Here is a 20,349-nt window from a genome sequence, read left to right on the forward strand (position 1 = left end):
TGGTTCAAACCTGCGGTCACTGGCCGCCGTCCTCCCTTCTCCAGACCAAAGAAAGACTACACCTATGCGATCTGTCGACACTCACATCCAACTCTCGGCCCTTTGGCTGTTCATTCTGCTCAACATCATCTTTCGCGATCTCCACCAGTTCGTGATGCCCGGGTTCCTCGAAACCATCATGACAGGCCAATTCAACGGCATGGAGATCACGCCGGAATTGATGTTGATCGGTGGCATCGTTGTCTCGGTGCCAATTTCAATGGTGCCGCTGTCACTGCTCTTGAAACGTCGCTTTGCCCGACCACTCACGTTCGTCGCAGCACTGATCACGTCGGCCACCATGATCCCACCCGCGCCCATTGATTTGGATGACGCCTACCACCTGGCACTTCAACTCATCGCGATGTCGGCAATCGTTTTCATGGCTTGGCAATGGAAGCCGACACTGAACACCGGTGCTGCGCACCACGCATAACCCCAACCAAGAATGGAAAATCCATGACTGACACGAATCCTCCGCTCACGCACGAGAAAAACCAATCGGAGATATTCGGCCACCTCGGCCACACCCATGCATTGATGGCCAATCGTGGCCTAGATCATGCCCTGTCGGTGCTGATCGAGCTTCGGGCGTCTCAAATCAATCAATGCGCCTACTGTGTGGCCATGCATCTCAACCAAGCACGCAAAGCAGGTGTTGCACAAATAAAGCTGGATACGCTCGTTGTCTGGCGCGAGGTGGACCATTTCTCGCCGGCCGAACAAGCGGTCCTCGCCTGGACCGAAGCGCTGACATACCTCGATCGGGACAGGGATCTGTCGGACCTCCGGCGGGAATTGCGAAAGCACTACTCCGATGAGGAGATCTCGGTCATCACAGCTGACATCGGCATGATCAATCTTTGGAACCGAGTTCAGAAGTCAAGGCACTGACGGAAGCTTGCCCGGCAACCGTTACCAAGTAGGTGAGACCCGGTAATCTGGGCTTCACCCTCAACCCGACCGGAAATGTGCTGTGCATGATCTGGGAAGGCCGCAAATTGACGCCAAAGGAGGCGACCGTGACCAACGACATCACATTCGCAAGGCTCACCGAAGTTGAGCTGGCCGAGATTGTAGATCACATGTCCGACCCTCGGGTCGCTGAGCATATGCCGCTTTTGACGTCTGCGTGGGATACAAAGGTCGCGGCCGGGTTTGTGGCCAAAAAAGAGCAATGCTGGGCGCGTGACGAGCTTGGCCACTGGGCTATTATGGCATACGGCCAATATGTCGGATGGGGTGGTTTTCAGAAGGAAGGCGAGGAGTGGGACTTCGGGTTGGTCCTGAAACCTAGCGCGTTCGGTCTTGGACGGCACATTGCAATGAAGGCAATTGATTTCGCGATGGCGGACGACCGCATTCCATTTGTGACCTTTCTGTTGCCACCGTCCCGCAAAAACCTGGGAGCGCTCGGCAGACTGGGTGCAAAGCCGGTTGGCCAAATCGAGTACGATGGCGAGAAGTTCCTCAAATTCCGTCTTGAGACAGTATGACAGCATTGTCCGATCTGTAGCTAACCGACGGCTTCAGAATATGTTGTAGGTTCGGCCCATTCCGGCCATTCGCCGACCGATCAAGATGCTGCGCTCGCAGCCCGTATTCCGGTCATTCGCTGCATGTGCAAAACCTAACTTCTGGCTAGCTCACATATCGCGGACACAATCGATGGCTTTCGGCCTATGTTAGCCGCCACTTGCCGAGACCCTAACTCTGTGCTTGCTCGAGCTCACACATCGATGAACAACCTCCGGACAGGGGCACGACTTCGTGCGACGCTGGTCTTCTCTAAGATCGGCGACGGCAAGACCTATAGGTTCGAAACCGATATTCCGCTGGTTGGGAAGACGTGCCCAGGCTGTACTAACAATATGCAACTCCGGTGGGTAAGATCCTCGCGCTCACATTGCAGGCTGAGCGGTCTCGTCCTCTGCCATTCCTTTAAAGACGTGCTCCGTTTCCAGATCCATCGGGAAGTAGAGTTCGATCTTCAACGAGCCGAGCGCAACATCTTCGGGCGTTCCGAATTGGGCGATTGTCGCGAACAGGGACAGCTTTTGATCGCCCTGAACGACGATCGTCGGAATAACCGGTGTTCGGGCGGGGTCAATCGGTTTCGGGGCCTTCTCAAGTTGCGCAATGACGGGACCAAACTCCGGGATGCCGCCTTCAGCTGCGCTCTCAGTTCGGAGGCGCTTCGCGGCGTGATGGGCGACCTCGGGCCAGTTCTCCACCACGGACGGAAGCGCGTCCGACACCATGAGGTCCAGCAGGCTGTCGCCGACGCCGATTCCGAAGGATGAGAAAAGTGCCAGTGCGGCAGGGTTGGCCATGCGGATCGTCCAGAGGCGATCAACGGCGAGGCCGGGCATAGGCATGTGATTGGCAAGCGTCGTTTCAATCGCGGCGCGAACCGGGTCCATCTCTTCGGCGGTCCAATCCGCAGACCGATATCGCGCGGCAAAACCGGCGGCCGTCAGCATTTCGTTCCGGGCCTCAAGTGGAACTTCCAGCGTTTCACCAAGCCGCACGACCATTTCGCGACTTGGCCGCGCACGGCCGGTTTCGAGAAACGACAGATGGCGAGAGGAAATGCCCGCCTCGTTTGCCAGGTCGAGTTGCGAGAAGCGCCGTAGGTTTCGCCAATGGCGCAATGTGTTGGGGAAGGTTTGCATGTCCGGAAGGTATACGCCGCATCCTGAGCTGTCACTTACCTCCAAAGTAATTGCTGAGGTCCCTCGTGCTTCATAGCAATGGGGCGAAATACATATGGAGATTGCAAGACATGTTCGGCCACGCAGCACATAAGTTCTGGATGAAATTCTCGGGCGTCGCGCTCATAGGGTTCGGGATATTGGGTTTTTTCGGCACGATGCCGGCGACCAACGAGCCGTTGCGATGGGGCCTCGACTTGCTGTCGTGGCCGCTGGACGGCTTCCCGTCTTACGAGTCGCGCGAGATATGGTTCTTGTCCGCGCTGTCCGGTGGCTTCCTCACGGGCTGGGGCGTGACGATGTTCTGTGTGTCGCTCTGGCTCTACGACCTCGACGGCGAGCGCAGCCGCAAGACCGTCTTTGCGGGGCTGCTCGGCTGGTTCCTTGTAGACAGCTCCGGGTCGATCACCTCGGGCAATTGGGAGAACGCGGTCTGGAACATCCTCGTTCTGGTGATACTGGTCGGTCCGATGTGGCGACCGGCTCAAAGCACCGCTTGACGAGAAAGGATACCACCATGGCACAATTTCGCCTGCTTCTCATTGCGATCACGGTTGTGATCATCGTGTTCACAATCGCCGCTGTTGCGAACGACGGATGGAACCTCTTGCCGCACTTCTTCGGCCCGATCTTCGCGCTCACGTGGCAAGGTCAGTTCAACATGGACTTCACGACCTACTTGATCTTATCGGGTGTCTGGATGGCCTGGCGCGGTGGCTTCACCGGCGGCAGTATTGGATTGGGTCTCCTCGCACCACCGTTAGGCATTCTCTTCTTAGCGCCTTACCTGATTTACTTGATTGGAAAATCCGGCGGAGATCCCAAGAGACTCCTCCTGGGTATTCACGTCGATTGAGTTGTGTGAATATGTGCTGCCATTGCCTGCCCGTTTTTTAGACATAACGAAGCTCGCGATACTGATCGTTCATCATCAGTCCTCTTTGCTTGCGGAATGGAAATTCCGCACCAATCATATGCCATGCCGCGCTTGATCTGCGCGGCACGGTCTATTCTCCCGCGCACATCCACGCGATCGCTTTCAAAGAACTTCACCGCCATAGATCTCAGCAAGGTTCTCGGCGCTGCCTTCCATGAACATTGGCATCATTTTCGACATCATCCAGCCCTGCATACTCTTGGTTTCGAAGTAGCGCCGCATATGCATGATTGAGCCACCTTCGGCTGGCGTTACGATCACGACCCCTCGGTGGCCTTCAAATGCATCAGGTGCCCAAAGTGGCTTCGCGATCATGGAAGACTCTGGATCAAGGTACACGATTTCGTCTGTTTCGCCTTCTTTGTAAGATACAAGAGAGCCGACACCAAAGTCTCCAGCATCTCTGGCTGAATTGTCGATCACAACATTTTCCGGTGGGGGGGACACCCACTTGCCGTAGTCTTCGAACGCCGCGACAATCACCATCGCTTCAGTCGGTGTCATTGGCAGGAACACCTTGACCTCAGCGCCGAGCGGTTTGTCGGTGAAGTCTCGAACATCCAATTCTCCAAACACGTGAGTTTCGGGCGAAAGGCCAACGCTCGTGTCGCTTCTCAGAGCCGGGCTGAAACTGAGAAAGCCAAATGCCCCAACGATGGCGATCACGACGAGGCCGCCAACTATTTTGAGTATCTTCTTCATTTCGTTCTCCATCCTGAGCGTGGCGGCGACCCGCCACACCCGGCTTTAGATTTCATTGGATTATGCAGGCACGGCACCAGCTGCCGACGGCGAGCTATGCTTGACGCCTTTGCTGTCGATCTTTCCGCCGGTCTTGAGGTGATGCTCAAGGCTCTCCAGCATCAGCGACACGCGCTTTTTCATCATGGGCTTCATCATGAGATTTCCCATGATTGCGCCGAGGAACCCCATGCCGATTTCAATGTCCATTTCGACGATGACGTCGGTGTTCTTGCCACTTGGGCTAAGGCGGATGACGGACTTGCCGCCCTTCATGGGTTTGGGGGTCTCGCTGAGCGACATGTGGATGGCGCGACCCTCCTCTATCTTCGTGATTGTCTCGACGATGGACGTCTTGTCGACGAATTCGCAGCGGCGCTTGGCGCCGACACCCTCGTTGTTCGGGCTCAGCAGCGGGGACCGCACGACCCATGGCTGAAAGCGCCAGATGCCGCCCCAGTCGTTGAAAGCTGCCCAGACGTCTTCGGCCGATGCGTTCACGCGTTTTGTCATTTTTGCTTGCATTGTTCTGTTCCTTCTAGGTTTGAGGGTGAGGTGCGCGCGTTACGCGCTTACGCGGTACTTTCCGCGAGCTTGCTGCGGGACAGGGCATAGGCCGCCATCGGGGCATCGACCTCGGTTCCGACCAAGTGGTTGGTGTAATTAGAGAAGGTTTTGCACGCGATGGCGAGGATCACCCCGAAAACGTGCTGATTGGTGAAACCGGCAGTCAGAAAGCGGTCGACATCGTCTTTCTCGACCGCCCCGCGCAAGAGCGTCATCTTGCGGGTGAACTCGGACAAGGCACCAAGACGGATGTCAGCAGGTCTGTCACCTGTCCGCAGCGCCTCAAGCGCGTCCTTCGGTACGTCCGACATCATGTCCGCCAGCATGGAGTGAGCAGCGACACAGTAGTGGCAGCCGTTCGCCTGACTGATTGTCAGGAACACCGTCTCCTGCTCGGCAGGCGTGAACCCTGCGGTTTCACGGAATGCCGCATAGCTGCCACTGTAATGCTCCAGAAGTGCCGGCATGTTCGCCATGGCCGCGTACATATTCGGGACAAAGCCAAGCTGGGCGCGCGCGCCCAAAAGGATATCCGCTGCGGCACCTTTGGCAGTGTCGGGCGTCTTGAGTTCAACTGAGATGAGTGGTGACTTGGGCATGCCAGAAAATCCTTTGGATCTTGATGGAGCGAATGTGGCGTCGCGGCTTCACCCGTGCCATGTTCAATTTCGCACCGGCCAGTTCCAATAATGATGCGTGCCGGTCTGATATTGGTCCGTTAAAGTAACTGTGTTTGCCACGAAAGCAGGAGTGGTCCGATGCGGTATTTCAGATCGTTTGCAGTTGTGATTGCTCTGTTATCAGGAGGCTCCGCGCAGGCGGATGACGGCTGGACGGATCTGGATTTGTCGAGCGCGCGGCTGATCGCGGCGCAAACGGCAGCGCCAGCCGATGGTTCGCTTCAGGTGGGTGTCGACATTCGACTCAACGACGGCTGGAAAACCTATTGGAGAAGCCCAGGCGACGCGGGCTATCCGGTCACGGTCGATTGGTCGGGTTCAGACAACGCCGAACCAAACCAAATGCAATGGCCCGCACCGCATCGGTTTTCTCTCTTCGACCTAGATACCTTTGGCTACGGTGATCGCGTCGTCTTTCCGGTTAGTATAAATGTCCCGGACCCGACACAGCCCGTTCAATTGAACGCGGTGGTAGACTATCTGCTCTGCAAGGAAATTTGCGTCCCGCAGGTCGCCACGGTGTCGCTCACGCTCGAACCGGGCATGCCAACCGCTGGCCCGGATGCGCAGTTGATCGATCTCTACCAGTCTCAGGTTCCGGGCGATGGCTCGCAATCCGGTTTGTCTCTGGACGACGTCACACTCACGGACACTGGCAACGGGATCGCAGTGCTTGTTACCTCCGTTTTCCCCCTGACCTCTCCCGACGTAATCGTGGAGGGACCGGAGGATGTCCTGTTTTCCCGCCCTGCCATCGATCTGCGAGAGGATGGGTTAGGCTTCACCGCAACACTTGACGCCGAAACGTTTGAAGGTGCGCCTGCCGACCTCACGGGGAAAGACCTGACACTCACCATTGTGGATGGCACGCGGGGCCTCGAAGCTCACTTGGACACCGCAGCGCTCGTCCAGGCAACGGCCAGCATCTCAGTCTCCGCGTTTCTGGGCTTCGTCGCGATCGCCTTTGTCGGCGGTATGATCCTGAACCTGATGCCGTGCGTCTTGCCCGTACTTTCAATCAAGTTGCTCTCGGTGGTCTCTCATGGCGGCCACAGCTCGGCCCGGGTCCGCCTGTCGTTCCTGGCGTCTGCAATGGGCATCCTCGCGTCTTTCTGGGTCCTCGCGCTTGGCGCTGTCGCCCTGCGGTCGGTCGGCGTTGCGGTGGGCTGGGGCATTCAGTTCCAGAATCCCTATTTCCTTGTCTTCATGGCCATCATCGTCACGGTATTCGCTTACAATCTACTGGGCATGTTCGAAATTCCGCTGCCACAATGGATGTCCGGGGCCGCGCAGATTGGCAACTCCGACACGTTAAAGGGTCACTTCCTGACCGGCGTCTTCGCAACGCTGCTCGCCACACCGTGTTCCGCACCTTTCGTCGGGACGGCCATCGGGTTCGCGCTGTCATCGGGCACGTTCGAAATACTCACAATCTTTACCGCGCTCGGTGTCGGCCTTGCCGCGCCCTTCCTGCTGGTCGCTGTGTTCCCCCAGCTTGCGACGTCGATGCCCAAGCCTGGCAAGTGGATGCTGACAATGAAGAAGGCGCTTGGGCTTGCCTTAGCCGCAACGACCGTGTGGCTCCTCTTCGTCATCGCTGGCGTTTCCGGGCAAACCCTTGCAATCGTCGTGTCGGTGGGCCTTGTCGTGATGGGTGCAGCGCTTTGGACAGGCCGATCGGGCGAGGGTCGGGGCGGCGCAATCGGGGCAACACTTGCCATTGTCGCGCTGGCACTGATGTTCAGCCCCAGTGTCGTCACCGCGCCGCAGGCCGGAGCCTCTTCTGTTGCGACAGCTGATTTCGGCGTGTTCAGCGTCGCTGAGCGCGACCGTCTCGTCTCGGTGGGCGAGGTTGTCTTTGTCGATGTGACAGCGGACTGGTGCATCACGTGCCAGGTCAACAAACGCATTGCCCTCAGCGATAGCGATGTCCGAGCGGCATTGGAAGCGGAGGGGGTCGCGCCCCTGCAGGCCGACTGGACGCAGCGCGACGATAGCATTCTTTTTTACCTGACGAGCCATGGCCGCTACGGCATTCCGTTCAATGTGGTCTACGGGCCCGGCGCACCAGACGGGATTGTGCTGCCTGAGCTTTTGACCGCTGGAGCTGTGCTAGACGCCCTTCGGGAGGCGCGAGGCTAAGCGCCGCGCCCCTCGATGAGGTCAAGCTTGTCGGACACAACATCGTACAGATACTCGCGGAAACTGCGGAGTCGAACGCTGTCTCGCAGGTCTGGATGTGTCAGAACCCATAGGGACGTATGTGGCACTGGTCGTGCGTCGGGCACTCGCTGAAGCCCCGGATCAAGGTCGCCCATCATGCATGGAAGGAAGGCCATACCGAGGCCCCGTTTCGCAAATGCCATCTGGACAAACACGTCGTCGAAACTGCCCATAACCGGCATCGGCTCCAGCCCCGCCGAATGGACCCATTTCGGATATTCAACAACGTCGTCCCATCCCAGCCAGCGCCCATTTCGGTTGGGTCCCGAAAAGGTATGCGCCTCGATGTAATCGGTCGAAGCATAGGCGCAGGACGCCTGGGTCGCCAGGTTGCGCCCAACCAGATAGTCGGGCGGCGAATTACCTTGCGATGTAAAACGCATAGCAATGTCGGCTTCCCGCTTTGATAGATCAAGAAGGTCCTCGGTTATATCGAGTATCAGGTTAACGAGTGGGTTTTGCTCAACGAAGCTGGCGAGGTCGTCGGTCAGAACGCAAACGGCCATTGGTAGCGGAAGAGTAAAGCGCACGTCGCCGGAAAGCTCGCGGTCGCGCCCCGCGACCGACCGTTCAGCCGAATGCATTGTTTCTTCAATCGTTCGGGCAGAACCAAGCAGGTCTTCGCCCGCCGAGGTGATCAGTAGGCCGTCCGGCGTCCGGTCGAACAAGCGGGTCTTCAACGCAAATTCAAGCGCATCCATCCTGCGTGACACAGTGGAGTGCGCGACTTTTAGGCTCTCTGATGCACCGCGGATTGACCCCGCACGCGCGACGGCGAGAAAGACCTTCAAATCGTTCCAATCGACAGACACCGTTGAGATCACCTTTGGCCCAGAGACGATATTTTTCGTGTGTGGATGTCACACTCTTCAATACATAGCGAGCGTTCCATTTTTCGTCCAGTGCGGCCCTCAAACAGAACATGAGGTGCATTTTCGACTAGTGTAGATCTTGTGCGTAGGTACCCAACCAGGAGGATTCCAATGCGCCTGATTTCCAATCTCAAGACAACTGCCGCCGTTCTGGCCGTTGCCACAAGCCTCGCGGCTACCGCACCCGTTGCGGTCGCTCAAGATATGCCACCGCGTGTCGTCGGCGCAGTCATGGTCGATGAACTGACTATGGCGCCGTTGCAATTCGCAATCGAGGTCGAACTCACCGCCTCGCCCGCTGACGTTTTTGCCTTCGTCTCGGACAGCAACAACGTGGATGACATGATCGGCGCGGTGTCCGATATTTCCGTGTCCAGCGACGGCACGTCCCGCGATCTGACCCTGGCAGACGGCACGGTGGTGACCGAAACGATCCTCGTGAACGATGCAGGCAAATTGTCCTTTGCCTACAGCTTGCCCGGCGACAACCCATTGGGCTTGTCCAACCACCTTGCCGTGATGCAGGTACGCCCCGCTGAGGAACGCGACGGCGCAGTCCTGTCCTGGCAGCAGTATTTCGACGGCGAGGCCTCCGAGGAGGTGATGGCGCTTTATACCGACGGTGCAGTAAGCCTCACTGACCGATTTGGCGGCTATTCCAGCGGGATGCACAGCGGGATCGCTGACGTTACGTTGACCCACACCCGGATGTTCAATGTGTCGGCACAGGCCGTCTGGGCTGAAGTTGCCGAGAACTACGCTGGAGCCCACGAATGGTCGAGCGTGATCGAGTCTATCGAGTTCGAAGACACAGATGGAAAAATCGGCGACGTGCGCGCCTGCTTTATCCCCGGTCTTGGTGGCGCGACCCGTGAGATCATCACGCGCTACGACGAAGACAATCTCAGCTACGCGTACACAATCGAGGCAGGCATGCCGCCCTTCGTGACCTCCAACGAGGCCGAATGGAGCGTCAAACCGATTGATGAAAACTCGTCAGAAGTCACGGTGACCATCGATTTCGCGACCGCACCGGGCGTGCCGCCGCAGGCCATCGCGTTCGCGCGGACGAGCTTCTTCATGTTCGCGGGGTTCGGGATCGACGATCTCAAGTACTTCCTTGAGAATGGCACGCCCTACGCCCGTCGGTTCCCGTCTTAAAACTGATCGCCTAGAGGGTCGAACATGCGCAAAACAATTTCTTTTCTGCTAGCAGTCGGCTTGTCGATCCCCTTCGCAGCCGTGGCCCCAAAAGGGGCCGCGGCGCAATCTGACGCGGGCACCATCACGCTCGTTACAGATCAGGGTGAGATCGATGCACGGATCATCCGAGAGGCGGACGCGCCCGGTGCCGCGCTCATCGTTGGCCTCCATGGCTACGGCATGGACACCAGGCAGATTGAAACGCTCGTCAATATCGAACCGATCACAGACCACTCCTTTGTTGCATTGAGTGCGCCCGTGCCCGTAGAGGGCGGAGGCGGCGCCTGGTTCCCTCTCGACGATAGCTCAGGCTCAGTCGCGGTGGATCCCGGCGACGTGCGACTGGGCAGCGACCGGGTTGCGGACGCGACCCTCGCGCTTGTCGGCGAGACCGGAGCGGACCCGGCAAAAGTCTACATCGTCGGGTTCAGCCAAGGTGCGTCCATGGCGCTTGGTCTTGCTTTGACCCATCCCGACCTTGCGGCGGGGTACATCGCCTTCGCGGGTGGGTTGCCGCCCGAAGTCCGCGCCGAGGATTGGACAGTCGAAGACGGCGCTCCAGTTCTACTGGGCTACGGCACGCGTGATACGCGGTTTAGCACTGAGGAACTGGATGCAACAATCGCGGCGCTTTCGGATGCTGGATTATCCGTTCAACTGGAAACCTTCCCGGTCCCCCATGTCGTCAGCGGGGCCGGACGCCGCACCATTGCCGCCTGGATAGAAGACCGGATCGCGGGTGTGCCAGTGGCACAAACCCGACCGCTTCCCATTGCGGTTACGGCTGCGCCGGACGCTGGCGGTGAGCCGGATAACGTGATTGCCGAAGCTTTAGCCATGGCTGAGGCGCGCGGCGGCTATTTCGGAAACCCCGAAGGCGATCTGGTGATCTACAAGTTCTTCGACTTCAACTGCTCGATCTGCCGCATCGCGCACCGTCAGATGGACCGGTTCCTATCGCAGATGCCCGACAACACGCGGGTCGTCGCAGTGGATGTTCCGTTGATTGGTCCCGGATCGCGTGAAGCCGCGGCCTTGACCTTCTCGATCGCAAAACCGGAAGACTACAACCGCGCCTACCACGCGCTCATGGATGGCCGGGGCCAAATGACCGGCGCCCGCGCGCTCCGCGAGCTTGAAGATCTCGGGATCGCTGCCGGGATCGCAGATACCGAGGCTGCAATTGACGCATACCAGAACGACATGCGGGTCAACACAGCGGCGATGCGCGCGCTTGGTCTCGTGGGAACGCCGGGATTCTTCGTCCGCCTGCCAGATGGCCGCGAACAGATGTTCACCGGCTGGGACGCGCAGGCAATTGCGTCCTTCGTTGGCGTAACGCTGAATTGACACCAGACAGTTCCCGAAAGCTCCACAACTGATCGAAGTTGCCCAAGTGGTTCGCGGGCGTATGGGGCACAGAAGTGACCGGTTTGGACTCTATCGCTACCATCGGCCCTAACCAGCCGTTCATCGCGAGATACGTTGCCGCATTGCAGCTTCCCCAAAGCGGACGTTGATCGATTGCGCAGCATTTCCAACATTAGCGTACACTCATCGGACAAAACGAACTCGTGCAAGCGCAGCTTCAATTACTGCCACGCGACCTCACTTGCTCCGGCTCCGGCGCGTGGGCATCTATCAATCGTCGCGCTCCCGACTCCGTGCGACGTCCGACAAACCTCGGGCGAGCAGGTCGAATACGATCCGGATACGACGGCTGGTCTGTAACTCCCGATGGGTGACCAGCCAGATTGGAAACTCAAGCGAAGGGAAATCCGGCCAGACCTTCTCTATGCCAGGTTCAGCCTCGCCCAACGTTTCGGGCTGCATCGAGACGCCGTAGCCCGCTTTCACCAATTCCCATGCGACGACACCGCTCTCGCTCGACATCACGAAACTCTCGGCGCGAACGGGCACGCCCATGTTGTGCAGTGGGGCCATTAGCCGCTTGGGGTCGGCGTTGCCGACGAAATCGAGGGTGGCCAGATCGCGCGGCGTACGCGGGCGGCCCGCGCGATCGAGATAGCCGGTCGCGGCATAGAGATTGGCGCGAAAGTCGGCTAAGTGCCGTGCAATGAGGTCCGGCTGGTCCGGCCGGACGTGGCGTATCGCGATGTCCGCCTCGCGCTGCGTCAAATTCTGCATCTCACTCGACGCAAGAATGCGGACGCGGATGCCCGGCGCCGTCTGTCTCAACGGCTTGAGCACGCCCGGCAGGATCGCCGCCGACAAGAGGTCCGTACCCGTGACCGTGACCTCTCCGGTGACATCCTGAGATTTGCCGTCGGCCACCATCGAGATGAGCGTCGCAGCCTCGCCCATCGTGCGCATGTGATCAATCAGGTCGCGCCCTGCTTCCGTCAAGGTAAGACCACGGACGCTACGTTCTACCAGCGTGACGCCAAGTGCCTCCTCCAACGCACCGATCTGCCGTCCTATCGTCGGCTGCGTTGTCTTCAGCACGCGCGCCGCGCCGCTGAACGAGCCTTCCTCCGCTGTCGCGAGGAAGGCGCGTACTTGGTTCCAATCGAAGGAGATGGCCTGCCAGTTCATTCATGAGCGTATAGCAGGTGGACGGATTTAGGCAATCGACCTTTCATGAGCGCATGGATGATACCGACTGCGAAACGAGATCGGCCTGGTCTCGGCAATTGAAAGCGACACGATGCATTCCGCAGTTTCTTACGACTGGCGCATCCGCGTTGCTTCAAACCTGACGTGCAACACGCAAAGGAAACCGACATGACTGCCCAAGCCTTCTGGGACCGGCATGCGCCCAAGTACGCAAGAAAGCCCATCGCCGATGTCAGCGCCTACGAAGAAAAGCTGGAATGCGTCGCTGCGCTTCTTCGATCGACCGATCGCGTTCTTGAAATCGGCTGCGGGACAGGCGGCACGGCGAGCAAGATCGCGCCTGTCGTCGCTCATGTGACCGCAACCGACCTCTCTGTCGAGATGATCCGGATCGCCCGGTCACGATCAGGCGGAGATGCCGCGGGAACACCAGAGTTCCTTCAGGCGGAGGCGGCGCAAGAAATTCCTGGCCAACCATTCGAGGTCATTTGCGCGTTCAACCTGCTTCACCTGGTGGATGACATACCCACCGTGCTGGATGCAGCATTCCACCAAATGAAACCCGGCGGTCACCTCATATCAAAGACGGTTTGTCTGAAGGACGCGCCGCGTTGGATGCGAGCCATGGTTCGCCTGCTCATGGCCGTGCGGATCGCGCCTAATGTGATCATCTTGAGTCGCGCTGAATTGACCCGGCACTTGATCCAGGCCGGGTTCGAAATCGAGCAGACACGGTACTTCGGAAAGAACCGACTGAGCCCCTTTATCGTCGCGCGCAAGCCCACCTGAGGCAGACCGACACCCTTGTTCTGAGAGACCGAAGCATGCACTTTATCAGCCGTCGCGAATGGGCGTTCCTTGCCCTCGTGTTCCTCTACTCTTTCATTCCGGCAGTCGTCGGGCTGGTCCGGCTTCCGGAACTTCTCGGCGCTCCGGCGATCATCCCGCCGAACCCGCGTGCGGTGATCGATCCCCTCCCGATCACGTTGCATATCCTCGGTAGTTCAGTTTTCTGCCTTGTGGGGGCTGTGCAGTTCCTGCCGAGCCTGAGGCGCTACCGCGCCGCCCTGCACAGGACCCTCGGGCGGATCGTGGCGGCAGCGGGATGCGTCAGCGCACTCACCGGTCTCTGGATGACCGTGGCCTTTGCATTTCCCGGCGCCCTGCAGGGACCACTGCTTTACGCGGCAAGGGTCACGCTCAGCCTCGCGATGGTCGCCCTTATCGCATGGGCGATCGTCGCGATCCGGTCGCGAAACGTCGCCGCGCACCGTGCAGCGATGCTGCGCGCCTATGCCATCGGCCAAGGGGCCTCGACGCAGACCGCGCTCTTTCTGGTCGCGATGGCCCTCTTTGAAACCGAACCGCTGGGGTTTTCACGAGACCTCCTGATGGTTGGGGCGTGGGCCTTCAACCTTGCGATTGCGGAACTCCTAATCCGCCGCGCCTTTGCGGCGCGCACATCCGGTGCCGTGATCTGAACCCGACCGTGCTCCCGGCCTGATACCGGCAAACTCCAGAAACAAAGAAAGAAGAAACCGAAATGAGACGGCTCGATCGCCATATTCTTCTGTCGGCTCTGTGGCTGTTCATACTGCTCAACATCATCTTTCGCGACATTCACCAGTTTGTCCTCGCGTCCCATATCGAGATGCTGCTGACAGGCCATTACAACGGCATCGAGATCACTGAAGGGCTGATGCTTTTGGGCGGTTTCCTCGTCCAAGTGCCGATTGCGATGGTGCTCTTTTCGCTCCTGCTAACCCGCAGGATCGGCCGCCCTGTCACCTTTCTTGCAGCTATCGTCATGGCGGGTACGCTCCTTTCCTCGCCCCCCACCGACATGGATGACACCTTTCACCTCGTCATCGAGATCGTGGCCCTAGTGGCAATTCTCTGGACCGCATGGATGTGGCCCGAGCACGAACACACCGCGCCGCAATCCGACGCAAGTTCTTCGTAAAAAACGTGTGCGCACCGCGGACACTATGAATGAGCAATTGGACCAAAGAGATGTTGGCAGAAACGCCTATAAGCGATGCGGTTGATCTTTATGACAAACTCGCACCTCGTTATGACAAACTTCATCATCGCTGGCTGCGTCATGCAGGCGGTGAGGCGCAGGCCGCTCTGGAAGGCCTGGTGCGTGCACTTGCGACGCCGAATTCGAAGTTTTTGGATGCTGGCTGCGGCACCGGCAATCTGGCACGTGCATTGATTGCCGAGGGTATGCCCCCGAATTTGATAACCCTTCTCGACCCGTCCGCGGCCATGCTTGCGCGCTGCGCCGACATTCCTGTGCCAAAGATACAAGGACGGTTGGAGTCCTTGCCGTTTGAGGATGGCACCTTCGATCTTGTGACCTGTGCTTGGGCTTTGGAAACCGTCCCCGATCCCTATCTGGCTTTGACTGAGCTTTGCAGGGTTGTTCGAGCCGGCGGCGCACTTTGTCTCGCGTTTTGCGCGGATGAGCCTGCCCGTGGCCTTGCCGACGGCCTGATGCGCCAGGCGCTTTTGCTTCGCGGGACCGGCCGATTTATGTCCCGCTCCCGATTGATGCAGGCATTCGAGCGTTTCGAAAATTTTGAAGTGCGGGCAATTCCGAGCCATGGTCCGGCCTCGACCTTACTTGCAAGGCGGTCTGGCGCAGCAACCCAGGTGTCTTTGTAGCCGAGCTTAAAGTTGAAAATGACGCCCACAGAATTACAGAGATCAAGCATGATCGGATATGTTACCCTCGGAACCAACAACTTCGAGGCCGCGCTGAAATTCTACGACACCTTGTTTTCGAGCGTGGGCGCAAACCGCCTTTGGAAACACGGCGATATGGCCGCATGGGGCCGCTCAAGGGCCGAGCCTGCGTTATGCCTTGCTTGTCCATTCAATGGGGCACCGGCAAGCGTTGGAAACGGGGTGATGGTCGCTTTGAAAATGACCAACAGAAAAGCCGTCGATACGCTTCACGCCAAGTGCCTCGAACTTGGCGGAACAGATGAGGGACCCCCCGGCACACGCGGAGATCATGGTTTCTACGGAGGGTATTTCCGGGATCTGGATGGCAACAAACTGAATGCGTATGTCCCAGCGTGACAGCAGGCAAAGAGTTGGCTGTTGAAATATCGCGTCCAGCGGACAATGAGCGACGAGCACATCGAAAGACGCCGCAATGAGATCTGAAATAAAATTCGTCCGATTGTCGGAAATCGACCCAGCCGAAATCTTAGCGCACATGTCCGACCCTCGTGTCGCCGAGCATATGCCGCTTCTGAGATTTACTTGGAATGCCGAGACAGTGGCGCGGTTTGTCGCCAAAAAGGAAGAGTGTTGGCACCGTGACGGACTTGGACATTGGGCATTCTTGTCCGATGACCGATATGTCGGCTGGGGTGGATTTCAAAAAGAAGGAACCGAGTGGGATTTCGGACTGGTCTTGCGGCCCGACACGTTTGGCCTCGGGCCGCGCATCTCGCGAAAGGCGATCGACTTTGCAATTTCCGATGAACGCATCCCGTATGTGACCTTCCTTTTACCACCGTCACGCACGAACCTGCGGGCACTCGACAGACTTGGTGCTTGGCGGGTTGGCGAAGTCGACTATGACGGGGCGACCTTCCTCAAATTTCAACTTGCGACAGAATGACAGAATTGTCCGATTTCTGGCACATCGCCAGCTTCAGAGTGTGTCGTAACTCGCGACCCAGACCGGACATTCATCGCAGCCATTGGCGCCGCGGTGCGGTATCCCAAGAGCGGACCTTCATTCATAGCGTAGCATTATCGGGTCGTTATCTTGCAAGATCAGATTCATTTAACTCTAGCCGGTGCTCTTTACCGCCTACAGCAAGTGGGCGGGCGTCCATCGGAAGAGGCTTTTCTCATATTCAGTGATTGATTTCGAAAGCCATTTCACGAACAGCTTTGCCGCTGGTCGAACCGGACCGGGCAGCGTGACAAGGTAATAGCCGATCTGCGGTATTGGATCATCAAACAGTGCCACGAGTTGTCCGGACTTCAACTCGTCAGAGACAAAGGCCGGTACCGTCGCTCCGATCCCGTCACCTCGGCGGATGCCATCCAGCAGCATGTTGCCCGGCATGCGGACAACTCTCCGGTCGGCGTCGGGCGGAATTCCGACCTTTTCCAACCACAGGTCAAACTCGACTGACGCTTGTTCCTGAAGAAGAGTGAAATCAAGCAATTCTGCCGGATTCGTGAGCACCCGGTTTCCGATTAGTTCGCGGGACGCGACGACCGTCAGACAGCCTGGTAGCAGCATCTGCGAGACAAGCCCATTCCAGCGACCTGTTCCGTATCGGATGGCCATATCAATTCCGCCCGGCTTGAGGTCGACAGCCTGGATCGTTGAATCGATCCTCAATTCGATATTGGGGAATTCGTCAATAAACGTCGACAGACGCGGCATGAGGAACGCGCTTGAAAACATCGGAGTCGCGCTGACCACCAACGGTCGAACCGCCTCCGCACTCGATACGCTCTCGGTCACGGAGGCCATTTCAGCGAAGGCTTCAAGCAGGCCAGCCGACAGGAATTCACCTTGCGATGTCAGAGAAATGCCGTGCCGGGTGCGGGTGATAAGCCGGGTGCCGAGATGTTGTTCGAGCCCGCGGATTTGCTGGCTGACTGCAGAATGGGTCACGTTCAGTGCCTCTGCCGCCCGGGTCAGATTTCGAAACTTGGCAGCGGCGGCGAAGGCTCTGAGAGATGTCAACGAGGGAAGCGTGCGCCAATCCATAAGTTAGATCATCTAACAATATAGAAAAATTTACAACTATGTGATCCCCCGATGCCGGCGCATGCTGGAGCAGGAATTTATTGGCGGGCACAGGAGACTAACATCATGAAACTTGCTGTATTGGGACTGGGAAACATGGGGGCAGCGCTGGCGCATTGCCTGCTCAAGGCAGGCCACGATGTCAGCGTTTGGAACCGCACGTCGGAAAAGGCAGAGGTTTTTGCTGAGGCTGGCGCCACGATCTGCTCTTCACCGGATGATGCCATTGCGGCGTCTGATTTTGTCATCATCTGTATCAAGAGCCACAAGGAAACTGTTGAACTGGTCAACGGGCTGAGTGTTTCGCTAAAGGGTAAGACCATCTGCGACATGAGCACGGGCGATACTTCGGATGCCGATAGACTGGTCGCAATCCTGGAGAAACAGGGGACTGGCTACATGCTGGGCATGATCAATGCCTACCCTTCCGGCATTGGCGGTGACGAAACCACAATCCTCACGGTGGGCAGTGCCGGAACCTGGGACTGTTATGGCAACATCATCAGTGAATTGGGTGGAAAGTCCGCCCATGTTGGAGAGAAACCAGCGGCACTTGCCGCGCTCTTTGCCGGCCTCTTCGCGGTTCGGCAGGGGTTCATGTTTGGAATGATCTACGGTGCACTTGTCTGCCAGAAAGCGGGCATCCCGATGCAGGTTTATGCAGACCAACTCCCTGCCACGATCAAATTGGTCAATGACTACCATGATCTCTTTGCCAGAACTGTTCCGACCGAAGACTACGACAATGCCGAAGCCTCGTTGAAAGTCTACGCATTGGCGCAAGAGGATGCGCTGAAGACTTTCCAGTCTGTAAATGCTCCAGCCGAGTTCATCCGGTTGATGCATGACCGCACCAAGTCGGCTTGGGACGATGGTTATGGTGACAGACAACTGACCTCACTGGTTCAGCATATGACGGATGCCTGATGTGATGGGGCTCTGAGCAGGCATTTGCCGCATCATTCGACCCCCATGATATTCTTTCCTGTCAACGTCGGGTTGTCGTTGTGGGAGGGCGTGGCGGATCGGAGGATCAATCATGGAAATACCAAACTTGCCTGCCATTCGTGCGCTCAGACCCGCCTGGAACAAAGGCCGCATTGTCGGCCAGAAACGTCCGCTCAAACCGAAGCATGTTTGGGCGATCCGCGTTCGACTTGAATTGGCGAAAAACCATCGGGACCTCGCGCTATTCAATCTGGCCATCGACAGCAAGTTGCGAGGCTGCGACCTGGTCAAAATGAAAGTTGTGGACGTCATGGCGACTGGTCAGATCAAAGAACGAGCATCCGTCCTTCAGAGCAAAACCAATAAGCCAGTTCGTTTCGAGATCATGGAGGGAACGCGGACATCGCTAGAACGCTGGATGGAAGATCCGCTGATGGTCGGGTCCGAATTTCTCTGGCCAGGACGGTTTCATGAGCGGCTTCACATCTCGACACGGCAATATGCACGGATTGTCAGGGATTGGGTTACGTCCATTGGACTAGAGGCTACTGCATACGGCACGCATTCGATGCGCCGGACGAAGGTCACCCAGATATACAAGAAAACCGGCAATTTGAGAGCAGTTCAGCTTCTACTTGGCCACACCAAGATGGACAGTACCGTCCAGTATCTGGGCGTCGAATTGGAAGATGCGCTAGCCATCGCAGAAGCCATCGAAATCTAAAGGGCTGGGCCGCCCGATAAGGGCGGCCCAAACCGGACATCAAAATGTACAATCACATGCTGCGTTGCAGCTGATCAAGAGCCGACGTTCGTACTAATCTCAGATTTTGGTCAACCTGAAATTCGGCTAATCCTACAAATCGTGCTCGAGATCTCTCGACTATTTAATGCAGCTACGCTGCTCCAGGATTGGACTTCAGCGGCCACTCTCAATTCCCACTGTATGTGTTGCACTCATCTGTTTACTCCTGAAGCCGAGCGTCACAAACGTAGTCGCTTAGGCCGGAGAAAAGGTAGATTTATATTCAGATTGGATTGAGTGTTAGGGTGCAGTCACAACAATGCACCCGCACCTTCAAGCAAAGGTGCTCTTGGATTTTGGGGGATCGAGTGATCGAATTTTACAAATCTATCTTGAGAACAACGGGACATCGTCAGGTGGTCAACATCTTGCTGTCTCTGGCCATTGCCGCTCTGGCGGCGTTTCCACTGAACTACCAGAAGGAAATCGTGAACGGTCTGACCGAAAAGAACATAAGCCCCGGAGGCTTACTGTGGCTTGGTGCTGCTATGGGCGCGGTGATAACCCTGAGCCTCGCGCTGAAATGGGTGCTGGGGTATCTTTCGAGCGTCCTTGGCGAGGACATGATCCGCAAGCTGCGCAAGCGTATTTGCAATCTGTCTCGCGAAAACCCAGGGGGTTCCGAGAAAGTTGCCTATGGTGCCAAAGCAACAATGGTGTCGGCCGAAGCGGAACAAGTAGGAAAGTTCTCCGGTAGCGCCTTGTCTGAACCCATCGTACAAGCCGGAACCCTCGTTGTGATTGTTGGATATATTGCAGCCAATCAACCCTCTCTGGGGCTGATTGCAATCGGTATGATTATCCCTCAGGTGTTTATCGTTCTTCTCGTCCAGACGCGTGTAAACTCCCTTGTGTCAGACAGAGTTCACACATTACGCAAAGCCACAAACTGGCTTGTTGACCCTGATCGCTCGGCCACGGAGATCACTCCTAAATTTGACGAGATCTACGATACCCGCTCCCGGATATTCGTCTGGAAGCTGTCTTCGAAATTTGTACTCAGCGCCATTAACGGAGCCGGGACGGTGGGTGTTCTTGTCGTGGGCGGTTGGCAGGTCCTGGAAGGCAATACGGATGTCGGCACAGTCGTCGCCGCCACCGTAGGTTTGACACGTCTTCAGGGCCCAACGCGGCAGCTGATTGCCTTTTATCGACAGGTCAGTGCAACGGCTGTGAAGTTTGAACTGCTGCGGGAAGCAGGCGTGGATATGGCTGACGCGACCACCTGAAATTTGCACGCATGAATAGACG

General features: G+C 57.5%; 24 protein-coding genes. 17 read left to right on the forward strand and 7 right to left on the reverse strand.

Going from position 1 to position 20,349, the window contains the following annotated elements; genetic code table 11:
- Positions 1–64: 64 nt before the first annotated feature.
- From ACR0C3_RS10910 to ACR0C3_RS10920, 3 genes are all read left to right on the forward strand, one after another.
- On the forward strand, positions 65–475 hold the full coding sequence (locus ACR0C3_RS10910; RefSeq protein WP_170662856.1) for a DUF6326 family protein: 411 nt from the start codon (positions 65–67) through the stop codon (positions 473–475).
- A gap of 23 nt (positions 476–498) precedes the next feature.
- Complete coding sequence (locus ACR0C3_RS10915) at positions 499–933, forward strand: carboxymuconolactone decarboxylase family protein (protein WP_170662855.1); 435 nt, start codon at positions 499–501, stop codon at positions 931–933.
- Positions 934–1,019: 86 nt separating this feature from the next.
- Positions 1,020–1,535: a GNAT family N-acetyltransferase gene (locus ACR0C3_RS10920; protein WP_170662944.1), complete on the forward strand. Its 516-nt coding sequence runs from the start codon at positions 1,020–1,022 to the stop codon at positions 1,533–1,535.
- Between the two features lie 405 nt (positions 1,536–1,940).
- On the opposite strand, the gene ACR0C3_RS10925 is transcribed toward ACR0C3_RS10920, so the two are convergent.
- Complete coding sequence (locus ACR0C3_RS10925; RefSeq protein ID WP_480758451.1) at positions 1,941–2,714, reverse strand: helix-turn-helix domain-containing protein; 774 nt, start codon at positions 2,712–2,714, stop codon at positions 1,941–1,943.
- A gap of 65 nt (positions 2,715–2,779) precedes the next feature.
- Between ACR0C3_RS10925 and ACR0C3_RS10930 the strand changes: the two genes are divergently transcribed.
- Entirely contained in the window at positions 2,780–3,253 is a 474-nt protein-coding gene (locus ACR0C3_RS10930) for a hypothetical protein (RefSeq protein ID WP_480758452.1), read from the forward strand.
- Between the two features lie 17 nt (positions 3,254–3,270).
- Complete coding sequence (locus ACR0C3_RS10935; protein ID WP_480758453.1) at positions 3,271–3,609, forward strand: hypothetical protein; 339 nt, start codon at positions 3,271–3,273, stop codon at positions 3,607–3,609.
- Positions 3,610–3,792: 183 nt separating this feature from the next.
- Here the strand turns inward: ACR0C3_RS10935 and ACR0C3_RS10940 are convergent, their stop codons facing one another.
- From ACR0C3_RS10940 to ACR0C3_RS10950, 3 genes are read right to left on the reverse strand one after another with little or no spacing between them, the layout of a single operon-like run.
- Positions 3,793–4,404 (reverse strand): hypothetical protein, encoded by a 612-nt coding sequence (locus ACR0C3_RS10940; RefSeq protein WP_480758455.1) that lies wholly within the window; start codon positions 4,402–4,404, stop codon positions 3,793–3,795.
- Positions 4,405–4,452: 48 nt separating this feature from the next.
- Positions 4,453–4,944: an SRPBCC family protein gene (locus ACR0C3_RS10945; protein ID WP_480758456.1), complete on the reverse strand. Its 492-nt coding sequence runs from the start codon at positions 4,942–4,944 to the stop codon at positions 4,453–4,455.
- Between the two features lie 59 nt (positions 4,945–5,003).
- Positions 5,004–5,597 carry a carboxymuconolactone decarboxylase family protein gene (locus tag ACR0C3_RS10950; protein WP_480758457.1) on the reverse strand — a complete coding sequence of 198 codons (594 nt, stop codon included), beginning with the start codon at positions 5,595–5,597 and terminating at the stop codon, positions 5,004–5,006.
- Positions 5,598–5,756: 159 nt separating this feature from the next.
- Between ACR0C3_RS10950 and ACR0C3_RS10955 the strand changes: the two genes are divergently transcribed.
- Positions 5,757–7,820, forward strand: a complete 2,064-nt coding sequence (locus ACR0C3_RS10955) for a protein-disulfide reductase DsbD family protein (RefSeq protein WP_480758459.1) — start codon at positions 5,757–5,759, stop codon at positions 7,818–7,820.
- Here the strand turns inward: ACR0C3_RS10955 and ACR0C3_RS10960 are convergent.
- A complete protein-coding gene (locus tag ACR0C3_RS10960) occupies positions 7,817–8,713 on the reverse strand; it encodes a LysR family transcriptional regulator (protein ID WP_480758460.1) in 897 nt (298 codons plus the stop codon). The genes ACR0C3_RS10955 and ACR0C3_RS10960 overlap by 4 nt on opposite strands.
- Positions 8,714–8,884: 171 nt before the next feature.
- Here ACR0C3_RS10960 and ACR0C3_RS10965 point away from each other — a divergent pair, with 171 nt between their 5' ends.
- Together ACR0C3_RS10965 and ACR0C3_RS10970 are read left to right on the forward strand one after the other, a co-directional pair.
- Positions 8,885–9,934, forward strand: a complete 1,050-nt coding sequence (locus tag ACR0C3_RS10965; protein ID WP_480758461.1) for an SRPBCC family protein — start codon at positions 8,885–8,887, stop codon at positions 9,932–9,934.
- 24 nt (positions 9,935–9,958) lie between these two features.
- Positions 9,959–11,326: a DsbA family protein gene (locus ACR0C3_RS10970; protein WP_480758463.1), complete on the forward strand. Its 1,368-nt coding sequence runs from the start codon at positions 9,959–9,961 to the stop codon at positions 11,324–11,326.
- 291 nt (positions 11,327–11,617) lie between these two features.
- Here ACR0C3_RS10970 and ACR0C3_RS10975 read toward each other — a convergent pair whose 3' ends face one another.
- A complete protein-coding gene (locus tag ACR0C3_RS10975) occupies positions 11,618–12,532 on the reverse strand; it encodes a LysR family transcriptional regulator (protein WP_480758464.1) in 915 nt (304 codons plus the stop codon).
- Positions 12,533–12,721: 189 nt separating this feature from the next.
- Here ACR0C3_RS10975 and ACR0C3_RS10980 point away from each other — a divergent pair, with 189 nt between their 5' ends.
- From ACR0C3_RS10980 to ACR0C3_RS11005, 6 genes are all read left to right on the forward strand, one after another.
- The gene (locus ACR0C3_RS10980; protein WP_480758465.1) at positions 12,722–13,342 is read left to right on the forward strand and encodes a class I SAM-dependent DNA methyltransferase; all 621 of its coding nucleotides are present in this window, start codon (positions 12,722–12,724) and stop codon (positions 13,340–13,342) included.
- Between the two features lie 35 nt (positions 13,343–13,377).
- The gene (locus tag ACR0C3_RS10985) at positions 13,378–14,034 is read left to right on the forward strand and encodes a DUF2306 domain-containing protein (RefSeq protein WP_170621329.1); all 657 of its coding nucleotides are present in this window, start codon (positions 13,378–13,380) and stop codon (positions 14,032–14,034) included.
- Positions 14,035–14,096: 62 nt separating this feature from the next.
- On the forward strand, positions 14,097–14,516 hold the full coding sequence (locus ACR0C3_RS10990; protein WP_170621330.1) for a DUF6326 family protein: 420 nt from the start codon (positions 14,097–14,099) through the stop codon (positions 14,514–14,516).
- A 29-nt stretch (positions 14,517–14,545) separates the two neighbouring features.
- Positions 14,546–15,223 carry a methyltransferase domain-containing protein gene (locus ACR0C3_RS10995; protein WP_480758466.1) on the forward strand — a complete coding sequence of 226 codons (678 nt, stop codon included), beginning with the start codon at positions 14,546–14,548 and terminating at the stop codon, positions 15,221–15,223.
- A 48-nt stretch (positions 15,224–15,271) separates the two neighbouring features.
- On the forward strand, positions 15,272–15,643 hold the full coding sequence (locus ACR0C3_RS11000) for a VOC family protein (protein ID WP_170621331.1): 372 nt from the start codon (positions 15,272–15,274) through the stop codon (positions 15,641–15,643).
- 76 nt (positions 15,644–15,719) lie between these two features.
- The gene (locus ACR0C3_RS11005; protein WP_480758467.1) at positions 15,720–16,193 is read left to right on the forward strand and encodes a GNAT family N-acetyltransferase; all 474 of its coding nucleotides are present in this window, start codon (positions 15,720–15,722) and stop codon (positions 16,191–16,193) included.
- 195 nt (positions 16,194–16,388) lie between these two features.
- On the opposite strand, the gene ACR0C3_RS11010 is transcribed toward ACR0C3_RS11005, so the two are convergent.
- Positions 16,389–17,282 carry a LysR family transcriptional regulator gene (locus ACR0C3_RS11010; protein ID WP_480758468.1) on the reverse strand — a complete coding sequence of 298 codons (894 nt, stop codon included), beginning with the start codon at positions 17,280–17,282 and terminating at the stop codon, positions 16,389–16,391.
- 75 nt (positions 17,283–17,357) lie between these two features.
- Between ACR0C3_RS11010 and ACR0C3_RS11015 the strand changes: the two genes are divergently transcribed.
- The 3 genes from ACR0C3_RS11015 to ACR0C3_RS11025 all read left to right on the forward strand — a co-directional run bounded on the left by ACR0C3_RS11015 (position 17,358) and on the right by ACR0C3_RS11025 (position 20,327).
- Positions 17,358–18,272: an NAD(P)-dependent oxidoreductase gene (locus ACR0C3_RS11015; protein ID WP_480758470.1), complete on the forward strand. Its 915-nt coding sequence runs from the start codon at positions 17,358–17,360 to the stop codon at positions 18,270–18,272.
- Between the two features lie 112 nt (positions 18,273–18,384).
- The gene (locus tag ACR0C3_RS11020; protein WP_170621334.1) at positions 18,385–19,017 is read left to right on the forward strand and encodes a tyrosine-type recombinase/integrase; all 633 of its coding nucleotides are present in this window, start codon (positions 18,385–18,387) and stop codon (positions 19,015–19,017) included.
- A gap of 326 nt (positions 19,018–19,343) precedes the next feature.
- A complete protein-coding gene (locus tag ACR0C3_RS11025; protein ID WP_480758471.1) occupies positions 19,344–20,327 on the forward strand; it encodes an ABC transporter ATP-binding protein in 984 nt (327 codons plus the stop codon).
- The last annotated feature ends 22 nt before the right edge of the window (positions 20,328–20,349 follow it).

The sequence above is a fragment of the Ruegeria sp. CK3 genome (genome assembly GCF_056536565.1).

Excerpts from the sequence above, each read along its gene's own strand:
- ACR0C3_RS11015 (WP_480758470.1), top strand. The coding sequence starts at position 17,358 with ATGCCGGCGCATGCTGGAGCAGGAATTTATTGGCGGGCACAGGAGACT.
- ACR0C3_RS10955 (WP_480758459.1), top strand. The coding sequence starts at position 5,757 with ATGCGGTATTTCAGATCGTTTGCAGTTGTGATTGCTCTGTTATCAGGA.
- ACR0C3_RS10975 (WP_480758464.1), bottom strand. The coding sequence starts at position 12,532 with ATGAACTGGCAGGCCATCTCCTTCGATTGGAACCAAGTACGCGCCTTC.
- ACR0C3_RS10935 (WP_480758453.1), top strand. The coding sequence starts at position 3,271 with ATGGCACAATTTCGCCTGCTTCTCATTGCGATCACGGTTGTGATCATC.
- ACR0C3_RS10940 (WP_480758455.1), bottom strand. The coding sequence starts at position 4,404 with ATGGAGAACGAAATGAAGAAGATACTCAAAATAGTTGGCGGCCTCGTC.
- ACR0C3_RS10985 (WP_170621329.1), top strand. The coding sequence starts at position 13,378 with ATGCACTTTATCAGCCGTCGCGAATGGGCGTTCCTTGCCCTCGTGTTC.
- ACR0C3_RS10995 (WP_480758466.1), top strand. The coding sequence starts at position 14,546 with ATGAGCAATTGGACCAAAGAGATGTTGGCAGAAACGCCTATAAGCGAT.
- ACR0C3_RS11000 (WP_170621331.1), top strand. The coding sequence starts at position 15,272 with ATGATCGGATATGTTACCCTCGGAACCAACAACTTCGAGGCCGCGCTG.
- ACR0C3_RS10990 (WP_170621330.1), top strand. The coding sequence starts at position 14,097 with ATGAGACGGCTCGATCGCCATATTCTTCTGTCGGCTCTGTGGCTGTTC.
- ACR0C3_RS11020 (WP_170621334.1), top strand. The coding sequence starts at position 18,385 with ATGGAAATACCAAACTTGCCTGCCATTCGTGCGCTCAGACCCGCCTGG.
- ACR0C3_RS10965 (WP_480758461.1), top strand. The coding sequence starts at position 8,885 with ATGCGCCTGATTTCCAATCTCAAGACAACTGCCGCCGTTCTGGCCGTT.
- ACR0C3_RS10910 (WP_170662856.1), top strand. The coding sequence starts at position 65 with ATGCGATCTGTCGACACTCACATCCAACTCTCGGCCCTTTGGCTGTTC.
- ACR0C3_RS10915 (WP_170662855.1), top strand. The coding sequence starts at position 499 with ATGACTGACACGAATCCTCCGCTCACGCACGAGAAAAACCAATCGGAG.
- ACR0C3_RS10945 (WP_480758456.1), bottom strand. The coding sequence starts at position 4,944 with ATGACAAAACGCGTGAACGCATCGGCCGAAGACGTCTGGGCAGCTTTC.
- ACR0C3_RS10950 (WP_480758457.1), bottom strand. The coding sequence starts at position 5,597 with ATGCCCAAGTCACCACTCATCTCAGTTGAACTCAAGACGCCCGACACT.
- ACR0C3_RS10970 (WP_480758463.1), top strand. The coding sequence starts at position 9,959 with ATGCGCAAAACAATTTCTTTTCTGCTAGCAGTCGGCTTGTCGATCCCC.
- ACR0C3_RS11005 (WP_480758467.1), top strand. The coding sequence starts at position 15,720 with ATGAGATCTGAAATAAAATTCGTCCGATTGTCGGAAATCGACCCAGCC.
- ACR0C3_RS10980 (WP_480758465.1), top strand. The coding sequence starts at position 12,722 with ATGACTGCCCAAGCCTTCTGGGACCGGCATGCGCCCAAGTACGCAAGA.
- ACR0C3_RS10925 (WP_480758451.1), bottom strand. The coding sequence starts at position 2,714 with ATGCAAACCTTCCCCAACACATTGCGCCATTGGCGAAACCTACGGCGC.
- ACR0C3_RS10920 (WP_170662944.1), top strand. The coding sequence starts at position 1,020 with ATGATCTGGGAAGGCCGCAAATTGACGCCAAAGGAGGCGACCGTGACC.